Source organism: Mesorhizobium sp. 1B3 (genome assembly GCF_050958605.1).
Taxonomy (GTDB): Bacteria; Pseudomonadota; Alphaproteobacteria; order Rhizobiales; family Rhizobiaceae.
Genome location: NZ_JBJHDO010000001.1, coordinates 326,514 through 347,552, shown reverse-complemented (window position 1 = coordinate 347,552; position 21,039 = coordinate 326,514). Strand labels below are relative to the sequence as shown.

Genomic DNA, 21,039 nt, shown 5'->3' with positions numbered 1-21,039 from the left:
GCGCAAATCAAGAACCTACAGCGCGTCGCGTGAATCCCTTTTTCACGCGACGCGCTGTAGGTCGATGTGACCGGCATCGGGTGATGCGGGAAGAAACCGGATCGGTTAGACTTACGTCCGTTCCGGAGACGAACCATGTACCAGGCGATGACGCGCGATATCGAAGTCCAGGTGGAGCCGTTCTATCTCGACGACCGATCCGATCCTTCCGAGAACCGCTACGTCTGGGCCTACCGCATCACCATCGCCAACCATTCGGACGAATTCGTCCAGTTGCTCTCACGCTACTGGCACATCACCGATGGGCAAGGGCGGGTCGAGGAGGTGCGCGGCGCGGGCGTGGTCGGCGAGCAGCCGGAACTCAACCCAGGCGACAGTTATCAGTATACGTCGGGCTGCCCGCTGACGACACCATCCGGCATCATGGAAGGCCATTACACGATGCGCAATGCGCAGGGCGAGCTGTTCCAGGTCAGTATCCCAGCCTTCTCCCTGGACATTCCCGGGAAAGCCCGGACGGTCAACTGATCGTCCAGGCTCCCCGCGCTCGCACCTCAGGAAGATGCTTCGAAATCCCGCGGATCGAACTCATATTCGGTCGAGCAGAATTCGCAATTGACGCGGATGACGCCGTCTTCCGTGCTTTCGACGATCTCCTCGGCAGTAAAACCTTCGAGAATACCGCGAATTTTCTCGCGAGAGCAGGAGCACTCGTCGGCGACTGGAACGCCGTCGAAGACACGCACGCCATGCTCGTGGAACAAGCGGTAGAGCAGCCTCTCCGCGCCTACGGTCGGGTCGATCAGTTCGCTCGGCTCGATCGTCTCGAACAGTGCCAGCAGTTCCTGCCACGAATTGTCCGTGGGATCGAACTCCGACCCTTCGTCGCCATCACCCCCCGGAAGATCGGGCAGACGCAGCCGTTCCGGCGCATCGGGCAGGAACTGCGCGAGAATGCCACCGGCGCGCCAACGATCGTGATTCTCGCCGGGCAGGCGCATCCTGGCGACCGACAGACGAATATCGGTCGGGATCTGCTCCGATTGGCGGAAATAGACCCGGGCGACTTCTTCCAGCGAGGTGCCGTCGAGTTGGACGATACCTTGATAGCGCTGCATATGAGCGCCCTGGTCGATGGTGAGCGCGAGAACGCCCTTGCCCAGCAACTGTTCGGGCGAGGTGTCGCCCGCGGCGATTGCAGCCTCCATTCGTTCCTCGTCGAACCGGGCATAGGCACGCAGCGAGCGGGGCGTGGAGAAATCGGCCACCAGCATGTCGACGGGCCCGTCCGAGCGCGTCTGAAGAATGAACTTGCCCTTGAATTTCAGGAGCGTGCCGAGCAGCACAGTGACAACCGCCGCCTCGGCGAGCAACCGCGCCACCGGCTCGGGATAATCATGCCGGCCGAGGATCTGGTCGAGCATGGGTCCGAGCTGGACCGCACGGCCCCGCACGTCGAGGGGACCGACCTCGAAGGGCACGACATGGTCGTCGCCGGCAAAGCCGAATTCGCCCAGTTTGGCTTCGTGTTCTGTCAAGGTAACGAGTTCCAGCATTTATCGGTCTCCGGCACGTGACGGCCGTTTCCTCGAATGCTGTTCGCATCCGGAAAAATCCTGGTCGACACGCTATTTTTTTCGGGTGATGCGCCGGAGATAAGCATCACCTCGCCGCTCTTCAAGCGCTGAGGCACCAGGCAAGAACGGCCTTCTGGGCGTGTAGCCGGTTTTCGGCTTCGTCGAAGACGACCGAGTGCGGCCCGTCGATCACCTCGTCGGTGACCTCTTCGCCGCGATGGGCCGGCAGGCAGTGCATGAACAAGGCGTCTAGCTTGGCGTGCCGCATCAGCGCGGCGTTGACCTGATATGGCATGAAGACGTTGTGGCCGCGCGCCCTGTGCTCCTGCCCCATCGACACCCAGGTGTCGGTGACCACGCAATCGGCGCCGCTGACAGCCGCTTCGGCGCTTCCCGTGAAGTTGATCTCGCCGCCATTGGCCCTGGCCCAATCGACATACCTTGGATCCGGTTCGCTGCCTTCGGGAACGGCGACGTTGAGCTTGAAGCGGAACCGCGCCGATGCCTCGAGCAGCGAGTGGAGCACGTTGTTGCCGTCACCGGTCCAGGCAAAGGTCCTGCCCGCGACGCTGCCGCGATGCTCTTCATAGGTCATCACATCCGCCATCAGCTGGCAGGGATGGGTGTCGTCCGTCAGCCCGTTGATCACCGGAACCGTGGCGTGCTCGGTCAGTTCGAGGAGCCGGTCGTGCGCCGTGGTGCGGATCATGATGATATCGACGTAGCGCGACAGAACCTTGGCCGTATCGGCGATGGTCTCGCTGCGTCCGAGCTGCATCTCCGTGCCGGTCAGCATGATCGTCTCGCCGCCGAGTTGGCGCATGGCCACGTCGAAGGAGACCCGTGTGCGCGTCGACGGCTTGTCGAAGATCATGGCCAGCACCTTGCCGTCGAAAGGGCGGCTCTGCTCGCCGGCCTTGAGCCGGCTTTTGCGGGCGGCAGCATCATCGAGAATCGTGCGCAGCTCTTCTGCGGAAACGGCGGATAGGTCCGTGAAATGGCGGATGCTCTTTGACATCGTCGGCTCCGGCTCAGCTTGCGGCGGATGCCGGGACTGCCGCAAGGCTCTTCACACCCGCGCGAATGCGGGCGAGCCCCTCGCGGATCTCGTCATCCGTGACCGTCAAGGGCGGCAGCAGCCTGATGACATTGTCGCCAGCGGGAACGGTCAGTAGCTTCTCGTCGCGCAGCGCTGCATTCACCTTGGTATTTGGCACGCGGCATTTGAGGCCGAGCAAAAGCCCCTCGCCGCGAATGCCCTCGATCACGCTCGGGAACTCGTCGGCGATCGCGGCAAGCCCCTGTTTCATCAGCAGCGCCTTGCGGGAGACCTCGTCGAGAAAACCCGGGGCCAGCACGACGTCGAGAACCGCGTTGCCGACAGCCATCGCCAGCGGATTGCCGCCGAAGGTCGTGCCGTGCACGCCGGCCGTCATGCCGGCGGCGGCCGCATCGGTGGCCAGGCAGGCGCCCACGGGGAAGCCACCGCCGATACCCTTCGCAATCGCCATGAGGTCGGGCTCGATGCCCGACCACTCATAGGCAAAAAACTTGCCCGTGCGGCCGACACCGCTCTGAACCTCGTCCAGGGCCAGCAGGAGCCCATGCTTGTCGCACAGCTCGCGCAGGCGCCGCATCGAAGCGGCAGGAAAGCTGCGGATACCCCCCTCGCCCTGCACGGGTTCGACCAGGATCGCCGCGGTCTCCGGCCCGATCGCCTTCTCGGCCGCATCGATGTCGTCGAAAGGCACTTGGTCGAAGCCCTCGACCTTCGGCCCGAAGCCTTCCAGATATTTTTGCTGACCGCCCGCCGCGATTGTCGCAAGCGTGCGGCCGTGGAAGGCGCCTTCGAAGGTTATGATCCGGTAGCGCTCGGGGTGACCGTTGACAAAATGATACCGGCGCGCGGTCTTGATCGCGCATTCCAAAGCCTCCGCCCCGGAATTGGTGAAGAACACCTTATCGGCGAAGCTTGCAGCCACAAGGCGCTCGCCCAGGCGGCGTTGGCCGGGGATCTCGTAGAGGTTGGAGACGTGCCAGAGCTTGCTCGCCTGTTCGGTGAGGGCGGCGACGAGATGCGGATGACTGTGGCCCAGCGAGTTCACGGCGATGCCACCAGCGAAATCGAGGTATCGCTCGCCACTTTCCGTGACCAGCCAAACGCCTTCTCCGCGTTCGAAGGCCAGGGGTGCGCGTGCGAAGGTCTCGTAAAGCGCCGAACCGCTCATTATCTATCACTCCGAAACCAGGGGAGCGTGCGGCTCGCCGCACGGCCGTTCCCTCCAGCGGCCTGAAACTAAAAGGCCGCCCAAAAGGCGGCCCTCGCGGTTATATCCGTTTTTTCGGCCATGAAGTCAACGAAAACGTCGGCCAAAGGCACAGCCGTCCGGCGTGGCCACCAGCCTCGCGCCAGTTTGCAATGGCAAGTTGGGGAAAACTGCGAAAACCGAGTCAGGCTGCGTCAGCGACTCTTGTCACGGAGTCAACCGATAGAGTAGTTAGAAGGCAAGAAAAAAACTAGATTTCGTGCGGCGAACTCATCACGGGAATATATGTGGTGCCGTGCTGGCTGTGGCCAGTTTGCGGACGGATTCCGGATTCACCGCACGCAGCTTCAGGAGAATGTCCCATGAACTGGACTGACGAGCGTGTCGATCTCTTGAGAAGGCTTTGGAGCGAAGGCTTGAGCGCGAGCCAGATTGCCGCGCAGCTCGGCGGCGTGAGCCGCAACGCGGTCATCGGGAAAGTGCACAGGCTGAAGCTCTCGAGCCGCGGGCGCGCAACCGCAACGCCAACCCGCCAGAAGAAGCCTTCTACCGCATCGACCGTCACGGCCACTAAGACCGTCGCGCGTACCGCGACCGTGACCCGGCCGGTTACGGTGACGGTCGGCGCCACGGCGTTGCAGACGCAGTTCGAGGCCGAGCCCGTCGCTCGCCAGTACCTGCGCCCGCAGGAAGAGGTGGTCGTCCCGATTTCGCGACGGCTGAAGCTCGTCCAACTCAGCGAGCGTACCTGCAAATGGCCGAACGGCGACCCGCTGTCGGAAGACTTCAGTTTCTGCGGCAACAACTGCGCCGATACCGGCCCTTATTGCGGCTATCACGCCCGCATCGCATATCAGCCGGCCGCCGAGCGGCGTCGGCATCGCTGATAACACGCCCTCCTCCCTGGGCGGGGTAACTCAGGCCGGCCTTTGCGCCGGCCTCTTCTTTGATCGACGCCCACCAGCGGGACGCAGCGCGAGACGGCCTCGACTGGGCGGGATGTGTAGCTCCCGACCCGCAGAAACGGTCGCCCGCCATGAGGCCTCATGATCACCGTGGCGGCGCGCCAGGCCCGCCAATGCCCTACTCTTCAGCGAGCGTAATCTTGTGGCTCTTGTCTTCCTTCGGTCGCTCCGCCGGCATCTGGGCGCCGGTTGCGATGTAATAGACCGTCTCCGCGATATTGGTGGCATGATCGCCGATGCGCTCGATGTTCTTGGCGCAGAACAGAAGATGCGTACAGGCGGTAATGTTGCGCGGGTCTTCCATCATATAGGTGAGAAGCTGGCGGAAGAGCGACGTGTACATGGCGTCGATCTGCTCGTCGCGGTCGCGAACGAAACCTATCCCCTCGATGCTGCGCGAAGCGTAGACGTCAAGGACTTCCTTGAGCTGCGTCAACGCCAGATCCGCCAAGGCTTCCAACCCGCGAAACAGGCTGACCGGCTGGCGCCCTTGCGTGACCGCCACGACGCGCTTGGCAATGTTCTTGCCGAGATCGCCGACGCGTTCGAGATCCGCCGAGATCCGTATCGCACCGATGATCTCGCGTAGATCGTCGGCCATGGGCTGCCGCTTGGCGATGATCAGGATGGCCTTCTCGTCGATCTCGCGCTGCCCCTGGTCCAGCACGGCGTCGTCGCGGATGACCTTCTCGGCGAGGCCGACATCCGAGTTGACGAGCGCGGCAACCGCCTGGTCGACCATGCGCTCGGCGTGACCGCCCATGCTGCCGATCCGCATCGCCAGATATTTCAGCTCTTCGTCATAGGCGCGGACCGTATGGCTCGGCAGCATTTCCTTGTACTTCCTTCCCTGGCAGCCGCGAATCTTCGCTCTTTTTGCCAAGCTAGCCTACAGCCATGACGGAAAAAAGAAACGGCGGCGGCTGTTCATCGCGCCGGGAAATGCACCGTGAAGGTAGCCCCGTGGCCGACTTCCGACTTGATCGACAGGCGGGCATTGTGACGCGTCAAGATATGCTTGACGATGGCCAGCCCCAGCCCCGTGCCTTTCTGTGCCCGGCTCACCTCGACATCGACCCGATAGAAACGTTCCGTGACGCGCGGAATGTGCTCCTCGGCGATGCCGGGACCGAAATCGCGGAAGGCGACCTCGATCTCGGGCCGCCCCGCCTCGGCGCCTTGACCGATCGACACGACGACCTTGCGGCCGGACTGGCCATATTTGATGGCGTTCTCCAGGAGGTTCTCGAACACCTGGAAGATTTCGTCGCGATCGCCGGCGATCTCGACCGGTGCTTCCGGCAGATTTGTCTCGACATCGACGCCCGCCTCCGCGGCGCGGGGGCTGAGCGAATCGATCACGCTCTTGAGCGTCTCGCGCAGATCGACCCTCGTGCCAGGGCGAAAATAGGGCTTCATTTCCAGGCGCGACAGGGACAGGAGGTCGTCGATCAGACGCGCCATGCGCGCGGTCTGGTTCTGCATGATCTGCAGGAAATGATCGCGCGCGGCAGGGTCGTCCTTCGCCGGGCCGCGCAAGGTCTCCACGAAGCCGGCGATCGAGGCGAGCGGCGTTCTCAATTCATGGCTGGCATTGGCGATGAAGTCGGCGCGCATGCGGTCGATGCGGCGGGCCTCGGACTGGTCCTTGAAGACCAGGGCGAACAGGCCCTTTCCCTCGCCGATCGACGTCGCCGTGACGCGGAAAACGCGCTCTACCGGCACGCGCTCGGCGTAGTCGACGACGTTTGCCGGCCCCGGTCGGACCGAAAGAGTGCGTTCGATGAGTTGCTGCATTTCCGGCGCGCGGAACTTCAGTTGCATCGAAATGCCGGGAGCCAGCGGGCCAAACGCGGCCTCGGCGGCCGGATTGGCGTAAACCAGCCCACCCCGGGAATCGAATATGAGAAAAGGCGAAGGCACCGCCGCGGCGATGTCCCGAGGCGTCACTCCGTCGAGTTGTGTCTCGGGGACGGTGATCGACTTGCTCGCCCTGCGCTCCGAGGCCGGGCGTCGTGGCGCGAGCGCCGTCACCACGGCAAGGAAGCCCATGGCGAGGAAAACCGCCTGCCAGGAGGGAGCAATCGCCACGACCACAATCGCGATCGCCGAAACGGCCAGCAGCCAGCGGCCTTGATAGAGCCTGCGGGCTGCCCTTTGGGCGATAGTCTCTTCTTCCCTTCCCGTCATATCCGTCATATCGAGGCCTGAATGTTTCCGTGCGAACGCTCCCCTGGCGCCTCTAATTCTATCCAGAACCGGGGCGACACTGGACCGCGACGCGCCCTCCCAATAGCATGCCCTCCGGTGGGAAAAAGGATCGCGACGATGAAAAGCGAGAGTGCGGCAATCCTCTCCGGCGACATGGAGGCTATCAGGATCAAGGTAGACGGCGTCGAACGGCAGTTCGACATCGACGATCCGAAGCTGCCGGACTGGATCAAGAAGAAGGCGCTGAAATCGGACGGCTACCCGTATGACAAGAAGCTGGACTGGGACGAATACGAAGAGACGCTCGAGGAACTGCAGGTAGAGCTCGTCAAGCTGCAGGCCTGGATGCAGAAGACGGGCGGGAGAGCGTTGATGCTCTTCGAGGGATGTGACGCGGCCGGCAAGGGGGGCGTGATCAAGGCCATCCGCCAGAACATGAATCCCAGGGCTGCGCGCAACGTCGCTCTGCCGAAGCCGTCCAGCACCGAGCAAGGCCAATGGTACTACCAACGCTACGTCGCTCAGTTTCCCACTGCGGGCGAATTCGTCACTTTCGATCGCTCCTGGTACAACAGAGCAGGCGTCGAGCCGGTGATGGGCTTCTGTACTCCGGAGCAGCATGAGCATTTCCTCGAACAGACCCCGCATTTCGAGCGTCTCATCCGCGACGACGGCATCCATTTCTTCAAGTTCTGGCTCAGCATCGGTCAGGAAATGCAGCTCAAGCGCTTTCACGACCGTCGCCATAGCCTCCTGCGAAGCTGGAAGTTCTCGCCGATCGACGTCGAAGGCATGACGAAATGGGACGACTATATGCGGGCACGCGACATCATGCTGGAACGCACCCATTCGCCGCATGCGCCATGGATCGTCGTGCGTTCCAACGACAAGAGACGTGCCCGCCTCGAGGTCATCCGGCACATATTGCAGTCGCTGCCCTACGATGGCCGCGACGTGAAGATCATCGGCAAGGCGGATCCGAAGATCATCGGGGAAGGTCTGGCCTTCGCGAAAGGCAGGAAAGGCTGAGCGAGCTGAGCGGCATGAAGATCGTCCTGCTTTTGCTATCGCTGATCTGCGCTTCGCTGGCCGCTCCGGCGCGCGCCGAGGGGCCATCCATTCCGGTCTTCTGGGATGCCAGGGAAAGGCTACCGAAGCCTGACCTGGCGGCGCTGCCCCGCCTGCGTTTCCTGACGACTATCGACTTTCCGCCCTTCAACTTCCTCGACGGGAACGGAAGGCTGAGCGGCTTCCATGTCGATCTCGCCCGCGCGATCTGCGCCGAGCTTGAAATTCAGGCGAAGTGTCAGATCCAGGGCCTGCCATGGGCAGAGCTCGACAGCGCGCTGGCCTCGAAGCAGGGCGAGGCCATCATCGCCGGAACCGCCATCACGGCGCAGAGCCGCGCCCGTTACGCCTTCTCCCGCCCTTATCTCAGATTTCCCGCTCGCTTCGTCACATTGAGGGCCAAGCCGCTCGGCACGCCGCTGTTCGAGAAGATCGGCGGCGAGAGGATCGGCGTGATCGCGGGCTCGGCACATGAACGCATGCTGCGCGACCTGTTCCCCAACGCCAAGGTCGTCACTTACAGCAAGCAGGAATGGATGTATGAGGATCTCAGGGAGCGCAAGCTAGTCGGAATTTTCGGCGACGGCATGCGCCTGGGCTTCTGGCTCGCGGGGACCGACTCCGCCGGTTGTTGCATCTTCGCCGACGGCCCCTATCTCTCGGCGGAATATCTCGGCAACGGATTGGCCATTGCAGCGAGTTCGGAAAATCCCGAATTGGCCGACGCCTTCGACTACGCGCTGCAGCAGATCAGTACCAAGGGAGTCTTCGCTGAACTCTATCTCCGCTATTTTCCGGTTGGTTTCTTCTGACGGCCCAGGCAGGTTTCGGAAAACCGCCTAAGTAGATGGAGCGTGGACGAAGCCAAGCGAACCTGCTTAGTCCAACGGTCAATTGATGACTGTTGGGGCGCGCAACAGCAGAGCGCCGCGTGTCCGTTCGGACTCGCAAAGGACGCTCTGCCACTGTGGAGTTGCCGCATCGTGCTTTCCAACCTTCGGTTTCGGCCGATGCGGTGGCTTGAAGCCAAGCGGCCCGGATAGGCCGCGCCGGCGATTGAGGCGCCCTGAATGTGCAAACATCCAGGGCCAGTAGATATTAAGTGAGCATGCGGTGGCGCGCCTTGGCGGCGCGCTCGACAGCCGAGGTCGTCGCTGTGTCAAGGTCGAGATACTGGCGCAGCTTCTGTATCACGCGCAACTCTTCCATGCGCATCTCCAGATCCACCGCCGCAACTTCCACTGCGGCCGCATAGGCAGTGTCGCGCAGCCGGTCCGGGATCGCCTCGCGGGCCAACTCCAGAACTCCATCCAGCCCTTTCTCTTCATGCAGCAACTTCTGGCAGGCCTGGGCGACTGCGATCAGGTTCTCCTCGTCAAAATCGTGAAACACCGGCCACGTGCGAACGACTTCCCCAATCCGGGCGAGCTCATCGTCCGTCATGTCACGGTCGGAGGCCGAAGTGATCACCATCAGATAGATCATCGCTTCGTGGACAGTCGGTGCTGGCATCGTTTCTCTCTCGCCTGGTTTTGCGGCTGCGAAGGTAGGGAGCACCAGCGGCGGCCGCAAGGAAAAACGCCGGCGAACGTTGACGCTGTGGATCGCGGGGAATAGAGCAGGCAGGCGCGCGGCCTCAAGAGCGGAATGCCAGCGCAAGAAAACCCCGGGAACAGCGACATGACGCGATCAAACTCGATTGATCTCAACCCCGACATCCTTGCAGCCGCGGCCGACAGCAGGGCCTGGCCTTTCGAGGAGGCTCGTAAAATCATCGAGCGCTACCGGAAAACGGGTTTCCCAAAAACAGTCCTGTTCGAGACGGGCTATGGCCCCTCTGGCCTGCCGCATATCGGCACGTTCGGCGAAGTGGCCCGCACGACCATGGTGAGGCATGCGTTCCGCATCCTGACCGAGGACAAGATCGCCACCAATCTCCTCTGTTTCTCCGACGATGTCGACGGCATGCGCAAGGTGCCGGAGAACGTACCCAATCGCGAGATGCTGCTGGAGCATCTTGGCAAGCCGCTGACGCGCGTGCCCGATCCTTTCGGCGAGTATGAAAGCTTCGGCCACCACAACAATGCGATGCTGCGGCGTTTTCTCGACACGTTCGGCTTCGACTACGAGTTCGCCTCGGCGCTCGACTATTACACATCGGGCCGTTTCGACGACGGCCTCGTGAAGATGCTCGAGAACTACGACAAGGTCATGGCGGTGATGCTGCCGACCCTGCGGGAGGAGCGCCGCAAGACCTACGCCCCGATCCTGCCCATCCACCCCGAGACCGGCGTCGTCATGCAGGTGCCGATCGAGGAGGTGCATGCGGACCGTGCCACCGTGGTGTGGACCGATCCGGCGACAGGCAAGCGCTGGGAAACATCGGTCAAGGGAGGCGGCTGCAAGGCGCAGTGGAAGCCGGACTGGGCACTGCGCTGGGCCGTGCTCGGCGTCGACTACGAGATGTCCGGGAAAGACCACATCGACAACGTGAAGACCAGCGGCAAGATCTGCCGGATTCTTGGCGGCACGCCGCCGGAAGGCTTCAACTACGAGCTCTTTCTCGACGAGAATGGCGAGAAGATCTCGAAGTCGAAGGGCAACGGCATCACCATCGACGAATGGCTTGCCTATGCGCCGACCGAGAGCCTCGCCCTTTACATGTATCAGAAGCCGAAGGTGGCGAAGAAGCTCTATTTCGACGTCATTCCGCGGGCCGTCGACGAATACTACACCTTCCTCTCGGCCTATGCGCGGCAGGATTGGAAGGAGCGTCTGGGCAATCCGGTGTGGCACATCCACGACGGCGAGCCGCCGGCGATCGACCTGCCCGTGCCTTTCGCGCTGCTGCTCAATCTGGTGAGCGCCTCCAACGCCCAGAACAAGGGCGTGCTGTGGGGCTTCATCTCACGCTACGCGCCGGGGGTGACGCCGCAGTCTCATCCCGAACTCGACCGGCTCGCCGAATACGCCATCCGCTATTTCGACGATTTCGTGAAGCCGTCGAAGGTCTATCGCCATCCCGACGAGGTGGAACGCCAGGCATTGGAGAAGCTCGGCGAAGCGCTCGACATGTTGCCGGCGGGCGCCGATGGCGAGTCGATCCAGAACGCTGCCCTCAACGTGGCGCGCAAGATCGAGCGCTATCAGGATCATTCGAAGCAGAGCCCGGAAGGTGGGCCTGGCGTGTCGGTCGCCTTTTTCCAGATGATCTATCAGGTGCTGATAGGCCAGGAGCGCGGCCCGCGCTTCGGCTCCTTCGCCGCACTTTACGGCGTGGCCGAAACACGCGCGCTGATCGGAAAGGCGCTCGCGGGAGAACTGGCGGCTTAGAGCATTTCACAGCCGACCGGATTCGGTCGGCGTCGCGAGAATGCGGCAAAAACGAAGACCTAAAGCGTGTCACCCGAATCCGATTGCCAGCGACCGCTTTAGGCCCTATCTTGAGTCGCTGCTCGGCGTCGGCGGAGGTCCAAAGACGCCGAGCTTCGCTTCGCGCGCTTTTTTCTCCGCATCGGCATAACGCCCGTCCGGCGTCGCGCGTGCCCAACCATTCGCCACCAGCCAGCCTCCGACATCCTGCGCCCCAATGCGGCAGTCGGCCACGACCTCCTTAGGGGCGTCAGGCTCAAGGTCGCAAGTGATGGCGCGTCCTCGGATGAAGGCCCGGAAGGCCGTGCGCGCATGGATGCCGCAATCCCAATCCTCGCCCTCGTAGGAACAGCGTTCGTCGAGTTCGACATTCTCGACGCCGGCGACGGCGACAACGCGATCCATCGCCTCGAATCTGGCCGAGCTCGTGGCTATCGGGCGGAAGAGGATGACACCGCTTGGCCCCGACGGAGGCTTCGGCGGCAGCGCGAGGCTCAGTTCCGACAGCGGTTCGCGCGGCTCCACTCTTTCGAACGCCCCTTCCGACGAGCGATCCGCCTCGTTGGGCTGGGTTGTACCGGCACCGGCATCGCCCGTCGATGGCTCGGCTGCAGGCCTCCGTTCGACCGGCGCGGGCGCCGCAGCCTCCTTGGCGCCCGACGAGGCTGGTTCGGCTTTTCCGGACCGCTCGACCGGCGCAAGATTTCGACCGCCGACCTTCATCGCCATGGCGGCGGCACCAACCATGAACACGGCGAGGAGAGCGATTGCCGGCCGCATGCCGCCTATTGGCTCGCCCAGACGATGCGCGCCATCCATTCTATGGACTCGATCGCAATCTGGCGGTTGGGATGGGCGGGATTGACCGACACCAGAGTGACCGATTGAGCTGTCCGCCGTTCGAGAAGCTTGGCCATGACCTCGCCCTCCACCGTCTTGACCACCACCCGGTCTCCTCGGCGTATCGACGCACCGGGCTCGACGATCAGCAGATCGCCATCGCGATAAAGCGGCAGCATGGAATCGCCTTGGACCTGAAGAGCATAGGCACCTTCGGCCGCACCCGAAGGCAGCTCGACGAGATCCCATCCCTGCCCTGCCGGAAAGCCGGCATCGTCGAAAAAACCACCGGCCCCAGCCTGTGCGAAACCGATGAGCGGCACGGTACGACCATTTGTTGCCTTCCCCGACATGCCTTCGATCAGTGCCAGGAAGTCATCCAGGGACGAATTGGTAGCCTGGATGACCTTGGCAAGCGATTCCGTCGAAGGCCAGCGCGGACGCCCATCCGAGGAACGGCGCTTCGACTTGTTGAAGGCCGTCGAATCGAGGCCGGCGCGCTTGGCCAGGCCTGACGCGGAAAGCGAATGCCGCGCGGCCAGGGCATCGATGGCGGCCCAGACACGATCATGCGAAAGCATGGGCAGCTACCCACAACAGGAATAGACACCCGCCTCTCCTACCTCCCGGCACCGAGGATTGTCCAGACAGGAAGGGATCTCGCGACCGAAACTCACAATGGCTTGAATGGCGACCGGCCCGTAGACAAAGCCCGATCGAGAAGGTCGATACGATCTTGGCCCCAGAAAACCTCGCCGTTGAGCACATACGCAGGCACGCCGATCGCATCGGCAGTGATCGCAGCTTCGGTGTTCCGCTGACGCATGTCGAAGGCCGCCTCGCTGTCCGTTGCGTCCAAAATGGCGGCTTGGTCGAAACCTTCGGCGCCGAGCAATCGCGCGATCACAGTCCGATCGGAGATGTTCTGCTCCTCTGCCCAATAGGCTCTCATGACTCGTCGGAGGAAGCCGAACGGATCGCCGCGTTCGAGAAGAATGGCGATGGTTGCGAGGTCCGCAAGCGAAGCGTCGGCCGGCGCGTATTTGGGTTTCAAGTTCATCGGAATGCCGCGCAGCTCCGAATAGCGCTGCAATTCGATGAGCCGGTAGCGCTGACGCGTCGGGGAGCGTTTCGCAAGCGGCACGCCGCCGGACACCGCCCAGACGCCCGAGAGATCGACCGGCCTAATGTCGAGCCGCACGCCGTGCTTCCTCGCGACCTCGCCGACCGCTTCGTGACCGAGATAGGTCCATGGAGAGGTTGAGGTGAAGTAGTAGTCGATCGTCGCCGTCATGCGGCCTCCTGCCTTTGGTGGTAGGCAGGATAAGGCAATCATATCTCGGGCGGAAGCCGTCAGCCGCCGGCCTTGGCCAGCTTGCGCAAGCCCGAATGCGAGGCCATGAAGATGCGCTCGGCCTCTGTCGGCGGACGTGGCGTTGCGTCGACTCCAAGGGCGTCGACCACCTCGCGGATCGGCAGGAACGTACGGTTGTTCATGTCGTAGATGCCGGCCGTCGTCATGACCATGGCCGCCGTCTCGCCATTGTCGAGAATGAATTTGTGGCGCCCGATGACCTCTGTGCCGGCCCAGGTCTCGATCGAGGATACCACCTCGAAACGACGCCAAAGCTTGATCTCTCGCACGAAGACGCTCTGCACGCCGCCCATCATCGGCACCCAGCCATGCTCCCGATAGAGCCTCATGAGACCAGAGCGCGCGAAGATATCGATGCGACCGAGATCCGCCATCATGAGATAGCGGGCGTTGTTGAGGTGGAAGTTCAAATCGATATCGGTCGGCAAACAACGGAATGCCAAGCGGCTTTCGCCGCCCGGCAGGTAGGGACCACGGCGACGCGCAGTCGCCATGACCCTTGCCAAACGGGCCCAGACATACATGTCGTGACCTTGACCGATCAGGCGGCCTTCTTGGTGTCGGCCTTGGCGTATGGATCGAAGCGACCGTAAAAGCTTTCACCCTTTTCCGCCATGTCGAGGAGCAGCTTCGGGGCCTTGAACTGCGCGCCGTAGCGCTTCTGGAGCTCCTTGGCCCGCTTGACGAATTTCTTCGCGCCGATGCCGTCGACATAGGATAGGGCGCCGCCGGTATAAGGCGCGAAACCGAAGGCCAGGATCGAGCCTACATCGGCCTCGCGCGGGTCGGTGACGATGCCTTCCTCCATAACGCGCGATGCTTCAAGCGCGATCGTGTAGAGGAAACGCTGTTTCAGCTCCCCGACATCGACCTTGTCCGCATCCTGCTGCTCATAGAGATCTTTCAGCCCGGGCCACAGCTTCTTCTTGGCCGGCTTCGCCGGATAGTCGTAGAAGCCCTTGCCGTTCTTGCGGCCGAAGCGGCCATGCTTGTCGACCATGGTGTTGATCAGCGCCATCTGGTCGGCGTCCACGGCCTTTTCGCCAAGGTCGCGGATGGTCTGCTTCATGATCTTCTGGGCGAGGTCGATCGCCGTCTCGTCGGTCAGCGCCAGGGGACCGACCGGCATGCCGGCCATCTTGGCGGCATTCTCGATCATGGCGGCCGGCACGCCTTCGATCAGCATCTGGTAGGCTTCCGCCATGTAGCGCAGCACGCAGCGATTGACGTAGAAGCCACGCGTATCGTTGACCACTATCGGGGTCTTCTTGATCGCCCGCACATAGTCGATGGCCATGGCGAGCGCCTTGTCGCCGGTCTTCTTGCCGAGGATGACCTCGACCAGCATCATCCTGTCGACCGGCGAGAAGAAATGGATGCCGATGAAGTCCTTCGGCCGCACCGAATTTTTGGCGAGCGACGTGATCGGGATCGTCGAGGTGTTGGAGGCGAAGGTCGCCGCCGGCTTGAGCACGGCTTCGGCTTTTTCGGTAACACCCTTCTTGATCTCGGAGTCCTCGAAGACCGCCTCGATGACCATGTCGCAACCGTCGAGATCGGCGTAGTCGGCGGTCGGCGTGATCAGCGACAGGAGCTTTTCCTTCTCCTCGGGCTTGGCGCGGCCCTTCTTGACCTGGTCGGAGATCAGATTGTCGGAATGCGCCTTCCCCTTCTCGGCTGCTTCCATGTCACGGTCGAGCAGGACCACGGGGATACCGGCCTTCGCGGTGACATAGGCGATCCCCGCCCCCATGAAGCCGGCACCGAGCACGCCGATTTTCTTGAACTTGGTCTCCGGCACGCCTTCGGGACGACGGGCGCCCTTGTTGAGTTCCTGCAGCGAAATGAACAGCGAGCGGATCATCGCCGCCGCCTCGCGGCTCTGGAGTATCTCGGTGAAGTAACGCTGCTCGATGCGCAGCGCCGTGTCGAAGGGGACCAGCAGGCCTTCATAGACGCATTTCAGGATGGCGGACGCGGCCGGATAGTTGCCGTAGGTCTCGCGGCGCAGGATGGCGATCGCCGGCGGCCAGAGATTGGCGCCTGCCGCCGAATAGACCGGACCGTCGGGCAGCTTGAAGCCTTTCTCGTCCCATGGCGCGACCGGCTTCAGGCCGTTCCTGATCATCGCCTTGGCAGTCTCGACCAGCTTGGCAGGCTCCGCGATCTCGTGGATCAGGCCCATGGCCTTGGCCCTTTGCGGCGAAAGGTTCTGGCCGGAGGTGAGCATGGTCAGGGCGTCCTGACCTTTGGCCAGACGCGGGACGCGCTGAGTGCCGCCGGCGCCCGGGAAGATGCCGACCTTGACCTCGGGAAGCGCCATCTTGACCTTCTCGCTATCGGCGGCGACGCGGCCATGGCAGGCAAGCGACAGTTCGAAGGCCCCGCCCATGCAGGTGCCATTGATCGCCGACACCCACGGCTTGCCGCATGTCTCGATCTTGCGGAACAGCCACGTCATGCGGCCGGCATTGTCGAATAGCAGCTTGGTGGCCGCCAGCGGATCCCTGGCCTTCTCGTCGGAAAACAGCTTCAGCATCCGCTGCAGCATCGAGAGGTCGGCGCCGCCGGAATAGGTCTCCTTGCCGGAGGTAATCACCGCACCCTTGATCGCGCCGTCATCCGTGACCTTGGCGACGATCTGCTCCAGTTCCTCCATGACCGTCTCGTCGAAGACATTCATGGACTTGCCTGGCATGTCCCAGGTGATGAGCGCAATGCCGTCGGCGTCGACGTCGAAGGAGAAGTTCTTGTAGGTCATGATGCTATTCCTTCCGATCAGACGCGTTCGATGATCGTCGCGGTGCCCATGCCGGCGCCGATGCAGAGCGTCACGAGCGCGGTGTTGAGGTCGCGCCGTTCCAGTTCGTCGAGCACGGTGCCGAAGATCATCGCACCCGTTGCCCCGAGCGGATGGCCCATGGCGATCGCACCGCCATTGACGTTGATGCGGTCGTGCGGAATGTCGAAAGCCTGCATGTAGCGCAGAACGACCGCCGCAAAGGCCTCGTTGAGCTCGAACAGGTCTATATCCTCGAGCTTCATCTTGGCGCGCTTCAAGAGCTTCTCGGTGACATCGACCGGGCCGGTGAGCATGATCGCCGGTTCCGAACCGATGTTGGAGAAGGCGCGAATGCGGGCGCGCGGCTTCAGCCCCATCGACTTGCCGCCTTTCTTGGACCCGAGCAGGACCGCGGCCGCGCCATCGACGATGCCCGACGAGTTGCCGGCGTGATGGACGTAATTGATCTCCTCGACTTCGGGGTGCCGCTGGATGGCGACGGAGGAAAAACCGCCCATCTCGCCCGGCATGGTGAAGGACGGATTGAGCGAGGCGAGCGCCTGCATGTCGGTCGAAGGCCGCATGTGCTCGTCACGGTCGAGGATGGTAAGGCCGTTCTGGTCCTTGATCGGGACGACCGAGTTTTTGAACCAGCCTTTCTCCCACGCCTTGGCGGCGCGCTTCTGGCTCTCGACGGCATAGGCGTCGACATCGTCGCGGGAGAAGCCGTATTTGGTGGCGATCAGGTCGGCCGAGACGCCTTGGGGCACGAAATAGGCGGGCAGGCCGACCGAGGGGTCCATGAACCAGGAGCCGCCCGACATGCCCATGCCCACGCGCGACATCGATTCGACGCCGCCCGAGATCACGATGTCGTCGGCGCCCTGGGCGATCTTCGCCGCGCCGAGATTGATGGCGTCGAGGCCCGAAGCGCAGAAGCGCGAGATCTGCATGCCCGGCGCCTTGACGTCGTAGCCGGCCTCGAAGGCGGCGGAGCGCGGGATCACGGAGCCGGCCTCGCCCACGGGGTCGACGCAGCCGAAGATGATATCGTCGACCGTGCCGGTATCGAGCCCGTTGCGGTCGCGCACTGCTTCGAGGACTTTGGCGCCGAGGCGCACGGCCGGCACTTCATGAAGGGAGCCATCCTTCTTGCCGCGCCCCCGCGGGGTACGTACGGCGTCATAGACAAATACGTCTGCCATCTTGGTCTCCTTGGGTTTCCGGATCAGGCGTGGATTGGGCAGGCTCAAGCCTGCCTTACAGGCTGCGCGCGATCAGGAGTTTCATGATCTCGTTGGTCCCGCCGTAGATGCGCTGCACGCGCGCATCGCGGTACATGCGGGCAATCGGATACTCATTCATGTAGCCATAGCCCCCGAACAGCTGCAGACACTGGTCCACGACCTTGCCCTGCAGCTCCGACAGCCAGTACTTCGCCATCGAAGCCGTCACCGGGTCCAGCCCGCCATTGATGTGGCGCTCCACGCAGTTGTTGTAGAAGACGCGTCCCACCGTGGTCTCCGTCTTCAGTTCGGCGAGCTTGAACTGGCTGTTCTGGAAATCGATCACAGCCTTGCCGAAGGCTTTGCGTTCCTTAACGTAGTCGATGGTGAGCGCTAGGGCGCGCTCGGCCATGGCGATGGCGGTCGCGCCGATCTGCAGGCGCTCCTGCGGCAATTGCTGCATGAGCTGGATGAAGCCCTGTCCTTCCTCCTGGCCGAGCAGGTTCGACGTCGGCACGCGAACGTCGTTGAAGAACAGCTCGGAGGTGTCGTTCGACTTCAACCCGATCTTGTCGAGGTTGCGGCCGCGTTCGAAACCCTCGACCTCGTCGGTCTCCACCACGATGAGCGAGGTCCCTTTGGCGCCCATGGCCGGATCCGTCTTGGTCACCAGAACGATCAGGTTCGCGAGCTGGCCATTGGTGATGAAAGTCTTGGAACCGTTGATGCGGTAATGATTGCCGTCCTTCTCGGCGCGGGTCTTGACGCCTTGAAGGTCGGAACCGGCGCCAGGCTCCGTCATGGCGATCGCCCCGATCAGTTCGCCCGTCGCCATCCTGGGCAACCATTTCTTCTTCTGTTCCTCCGAGCCGTAGTGGAGGATGTAGGGTGCAACGATGGAATTGTGGAGCGCGATGCCGAAACCGTCGACACCGACATGGCTGACCGCCTCGATGATGGCGCTCTCATGAGCATAGCTGCCGCCGGAGCCGCCATATTCCTCGGGCATCGAGGCGCAGAGCAGGCCGTGCTCCCCCGCCTTCTTCCAGCTCTCCCGGTCGAAGATCTCCGCCTTCTCGAACTCGTCGTATTTCGGGGCGATCTCCTCGGAAAGGAAACGCGCCGCCATGTCGTAGAGCATGGCGACATCGTCGGTCATCCAGCGCGGCTTCGGCAGTTCGAGTACGGATGCGGGATCGGTAGACACCGGCTATTACCTCCCAGTTCAATCAGACAACCCCTCATCCGACCTCGCTTCGCGCGGCCACCTTCTCCCACAAGGGGAGAAGGGAAGGCCGGCTGCAACGCCGGCGCCAAGCGCCAGCGTTTGCGATTGGCAGAAGCGCTCGTGCAAAGCTCCCACCTTCTCCCTTTGTGGGAGAAGGTGGCCTCGCGAAGCGAGGTCGGATGAGGGGTGAACATAGTTTCAAAATGCTTCGGCTGGCAACGCCATCATGGTGTCCGCGCCGCTCGATATGCGGGCGAGATGGGCCGCGGTCTCGGGCATGACACGCTCCATGAAGAAGCGAGCAGTCACCAGTTTGTTCTCGTAGAAGGACGACTTGCCATCTGCGCCATCGGCGAGCTTCGCCTGTGCTGCCTTTGCCATCTGAGCCCACATATAGCCGAGCGCGACGAGACCGAAGAGATGCATGTAGTCGGTCGATGCCGCGCCGGCATTGTCGGGCTTGGCCATGGCATTCTGCATCAGCCACATGGTCGCCGCCTGCAGGTCGTTCAGGCCCTTCTTCAGTTGCTTGGTGAAGGGTGCCATCTTCTCGTCAGCGCGGTTCTCTTCGCAGAACTCTCCGACCTCCTTGAAGAAGGCTTGCACCGCGCGGCCGCCATTCATGGCCAGCTTGCGCCCGACGAGGTCAAGCGCCTGGATGCCATTGGCGCCTTCATAGATCATGGCGATACGGGCATCACGGACGAACTGGCTCATCCCGTGCTCCTCGATGTAGCCGTGGCCGCCGAACAGCTGCTGGGCCATCACCGCATGATCGAAACCCTTGTCGGTAAGCACACCCTTGATGACCGGCGTCATCAGACTCATGTGGTCCTCTGCCGCCTGCCTGTCCTTCTCGTCTCCCGAACGGTGGGCGACGTCCGACTTGATCGCCGTCCACAAGATGAGCGCCCGGCCGGCCTCGTTGAAGGACTTGATCGTCATCAGCGTGCGGCGCACATCGGGATGGACGATGATCGGGTCCGCCTTCTTGTCCGGCGCCTTCGGGCCGGTGAGCGAGCGGCCCTGCAGACGCTCCTTGGCGTAGGCCACGGCATTCTGGTAGGCGACCTCGGCTATCGACAGCCCCTGTAGGCCAACACCCAGGCGAGCCTCATTCATCATGGTGAACATCGCCTTCAGGCCACCATTCTCCTGGCCGAGCAGGTAGCCCGTCGCCTCGTCATAGTTCATGACGCAGGTCGAATTGCCGTGGATGCCCATCTTCTCCTCGATCGAGCCGCACGACACGCCGTTGCGCTCGCCCGGCGCCCCGCTGCCATCGGGCGTGAATTTGGGCACGATGAAGAGCGAAATGCCCTTGACCCCGTCCGGCGCGCCTTCGATGCGCGCCAGGACAAGGTGAACGATGTTCTCGGAAAGATCGTGCTCGCCGGCCGAGATGAAGATCTTCTGCCCGGAAATCCTGTAGGAACCGTCGCCATTCGGCACGGCCTTGCTGCGCAACAGACCCAGATCCGTACCGCAATGCGGCTCGGTCAGGTTCATGGTTCCGGTCCAGATGCCGTCGACCATCTTGGGCAGCCAAGCGGCCTTCTGCTCGTCGCTGCCATGAGCCAGGATCGCCGCTATCGCGCCCTGGGTCAGGCCCGCATACATCATGAAGGCCATGTTGGCGGAAGAGAGATATTCGCCGACGGCTGAATGAACCGTATAGGGCAGCCCCTGCCCGCCGAACTCGGCCGGAACGGAAAGCCCCATCCAACCGCCTTCGCGATATTGGCGATAGGCGTCCTTGAAGATCTCCGGCGTGGTGACGGAACCGTCGGGGTGGCGGACACAGCCCTCGATATCGCCGATCCGGTTGGTCGGCTGGACGACGTTCTCGGCGAATTTGGCGCCTTCGGCCAGGATCGCCTCGAGAATGTCAGGGGTGGCGTCGGAGAAGCCGGGAAGATTGCTGTAGCGTTCGTAACCCAGCACCTCGTTGAGCAGGAAAAGCGTATCCTGGACCGGCGCCTTGTAGGTCGGCATGATGATCCTCCACGGTTTTGTCGTTCCGGTCGACCTTGCGGGCCCCGAAAACCATCGCTGGATTCCGCCTTAGCAATTTTTGACGTTTGCGTAAACGTCAATTTATCTCGGCCGTGGGATTTCCGCGGAACGG

General features: G+C 62.6%; 19 protein-coding genes. 5 read left to right on the top strand and 14 right to left on the bottom strand.

Annotated features, from left to right (window positions below; genetic code table 11):
- Positions 1–135: 135 nt before the first annotated feature.
- Entirely contained in the window at positions 136–528 is a 393-nt protein-coding gene (gene apaG / locus ACCO56_RS01590) for a Co2+/Mg2+ efflux protein ApaG (protein ID WP_433636965.1), read from the top strand.
- 26 nt (positions 529–554) lie between these two features.
- Here the strand turns inward: apaG and ACCO56_RS01585 are convergent, their stop codons facing one another.
- From ACCO56_RS01585 to ACCO56_RS01575, 3 genes are all read right to left on the bottom strand, one after another.
- Positions 555–1,556 carry an Hsp33 family molecular chaperone gene (locus ACCO56_RS01585; RefSeq protein WP_433636963.1) on the bottom strand — a complete coding sequence of 334 codons (1,002 nt, stop codon included), beginning with the start codon at positions 1,554–1,556 and terminating at the stop codon, positions 555–557.
- A gap of 121 nt (positions 1,557–1,677) precedes the next feature.
- On the bottom strand, positions 1,678–2,595 hold the full coding sequence (gene argF / locus ACCO56_RS01580; protein WP_433636961.1) for an ornithine carbamoyltransferase: 918 nt from the start codon (positions 2,593–2,595) through the stop codon (positions 1,678–1,680).
- A gap of 13 nt (positions 2,596–2,608) precedes the next feature.
- Complete coding sequence (locus tag ACCO56_RS01575; protein WP_433636960.1) at positions 2,609–3,805, bottom strand: aspartate aminotransferase family protein; 1,197 nt, start codon at positions 3,803–3,805, stop codon at positions 2,609–2,611.
- 401 nt (positions 3,806–4,206) lie between these two features.
- Here ACCO56_RS01575 and ACCO56_RS01570 point away from each other — a divergent pair, with 401 nt between their 5' ends.
- Positions 4,207–4,731: a GcrA family cell cycle regulator gene (locus ACCO56_RS01570; RefSeq protein ID WP_433636958.1), complete on the top strand. Its 525-nt coding sequence runs from the start codon at positions 4,207–4,209 to the stop codon at positions 4,729–4,731.
- 196 nt (positions 4,732–4,927) lie between these two features.
- Here ACCO56_RS01570 and phoU read toward each other — a convergent pair whose 3' ends face one another.
- Both phoU and ACCO56_RS01560 read right to left on the bottom strand, forming a co-directional pair.
- Positions 4,928–5,641: a phosphate signaling complex protein PhoU gene (gene phoU, locus ACCO56_RS01565; RefSeq protein WP_433636956.1), complete on the bottom strand. Its 714-nt coding sequence runs from the start codon at positions 5,639–5,641 to the stop codon at positions 4,928–4,930.
- A gap of 95 nt (positions 5,642–5,736) precedes the next feature.
- Complete coding sequence (locus tag ACCO56_RS01560; protein ID WP_433636955.1) at positions 5,737–7,008, bottom strand: ATP-binding protein; 1,272 nt, start codon at positions 7,006–7,008, stop codon at positions 5,737–5,739.
- Positions 7,009–7,137: 129 nt separating this feature from the next.
- On the opposite strand from ACCO56_RS01560, the gene ppk2 reads away from it, so the two are divergent.
- Both ppk2 and ACCO56_RS01550 read left to right on the top strand, forming a co-directional pair.
- Positions 7,138–8,049, top strand: coding sequence for a polyphosphate kinase 2 (gene ppk2 / locus ACCO56_RS01555; protein ID WP_433636954.1), 912 nt, complete (start codon positions 7,138–7,140; stop codon positions 8,047–8,049).
- Positions 8,050–8,063: 14 nt separating this feature from the next.
- A complete protein-coding gene (locus tag ACCO56_RS01550; RefSeq protein WP_433636952.1) occupies positions 8,064–8,900 on the top strand; it encodes a transporter substrate-binding domain-containing protein in 837 nt (278 codons plus the stop codon).
- A 286-nt stretch (positions 8,901–9,186) separates the two neighbouring features.
- Here ACCO56_RS01550 and ACCO56_RS01545 read toward each other — a convergent pair whose 3' ends face one another.
- Positions 9,187–9,600: a tellurite resistance TerB family protein gene (locus ACCO56_RS01545; RefSeq protein ID WP_433636951.1), complete on the bottom strand. Its 414-nt coding sequence runs from the start codon at positions 9,598–9,600 to the stop codon at positions 9,187–9,189.
- A 168-nt stretch (positions 9,601–9,768) separates the two neighbouring features.
- On the opposite strand from ACCO56_RS01545, the gene ACCO56_RS01540 reads away from it, so the two are divergent.
- Positions 9,769–11,421 (top strand): lysine--tRNA ligase, encoded by a 1,653-nt coding sequence (locus tag ACCO56_RS01540; RefSeq protein ID WP_433636949.1) that lies wholly within the window; start codon positions 9,769–9,771, stop codon positions 11,419–11,421.
- Positions 11,422–11,526: 105 nt separating this feature from the next.
- On the opposite strand, the gene ACCO56_RS01535 is transcribed toward ACCO56_RS01540, so the two are convergent.
- The 8 genes from ACCO56_RS01535 to ACCO56_RS01500 all read right to left on the bottom strand — a co-directional run bounded on the left by ACCO56_RS01535 (position 11,527) and on the right by ACCO56_RS01500 (position 20,906).
- A complete protein-coding gene (locus tag ACCO56_RS01535; RefSeq protein ID WP_433636947.1) occupies positions 11,527–12,279 on the bottom strand; it encodes a thermonuclease family protein in 753 nt (250 codons plus the stop codon).
- Entirely contained in the window at positions 12,246–12,881 is a 636-nt protein-coding gene (locus ACCO56_RS01530) for a S24 family peptidase (RefSeq protein ID WP_433636946.1), read from the bottom strand. The genes ACCO56_RS01535 and ACCO56_RS01530 overlap by 34 nt, the downstream gene beginning before the upstream one ends.
- 92 nt (positions 12,882–12,973) lie before the next feature.
- Positions 12,974–13,594, bottom strand: coding sequence for a 2-hydroxychromene-2-carboxylate isomerase (locus ACCO56_RS01525; RefSeq protein ID WP_433636945.1), 621 nt, complete (start codon positions 13,592–13,594; stop codon positions 12,974–12,976).
- A 59-nt stretch (positions 13,595–13,653) separates the two neighbouring features.
- Entirely contained in the window at positions 13,654–14,199 is a 546-nt protein-coding gene (locus ACCO56_RS01520) for a thioesterase family protein (protein ID WP_433636944.1), read from the bottom strand.
- 17 nt (positions 14,200–14,216) lie between these two features.
- On the bottom strand, positions 14,217–16,436 hold the full coding sequence (locus tag ACCO56_RS01515; RefSeq protein WP_433636943.1) for a 3-hydroxyacyl-CoA dehydrogenase NAD-binding domain-containing protein: 2,220 nt from the start codon (positions 16,434–16,436) through the stop codon (positions 14,217–14,219).
- A 17-nt stretch (positions 16,437–16,453) separates the two neighbouring features.
- Positions 16,454–17,662 carry an acetyl-CoA C-acetyltransferase gene (locus tag ACCO56_RS01510; RefSeq protein ID WP_433636942.1) on the bottom strand — a complete coding sequence of 403 codons (1,209 nt, stop codon included), beginning with the start codon at positions 17,660–17,662 and terminating at the stop codon, positions 16,454–16,456.
- A 55-nt stretch (positions 17,663–17,717) separates the two neighbouring features.
- Positions 17,718–18,842, bottom strand: a complete 1,125-nt coding sequence (locus ACCO56_RS01505; protein ID WP_433638294.1) for an acyl-CoA dehydrogenase family protein — start codon at positions 18,840–18,842, stop codon at positions 17,718–17,720.
- Between the two features lie 267 nt (positions 18,843–19,109).
- Positions 19,110–20,906, bottom strand: a complete 1,797-nt coding sequence (locus tag ACCO56_RS01500) for an acyl-CoA dehydrogenase (protein WP_433636941.1) — start codon at positions 20,904–20,906, stop codon at positions 19,110–19,112.
- Between the last annotated feature and the right edge of the window lie 133 nt (positions 20,907–21,039).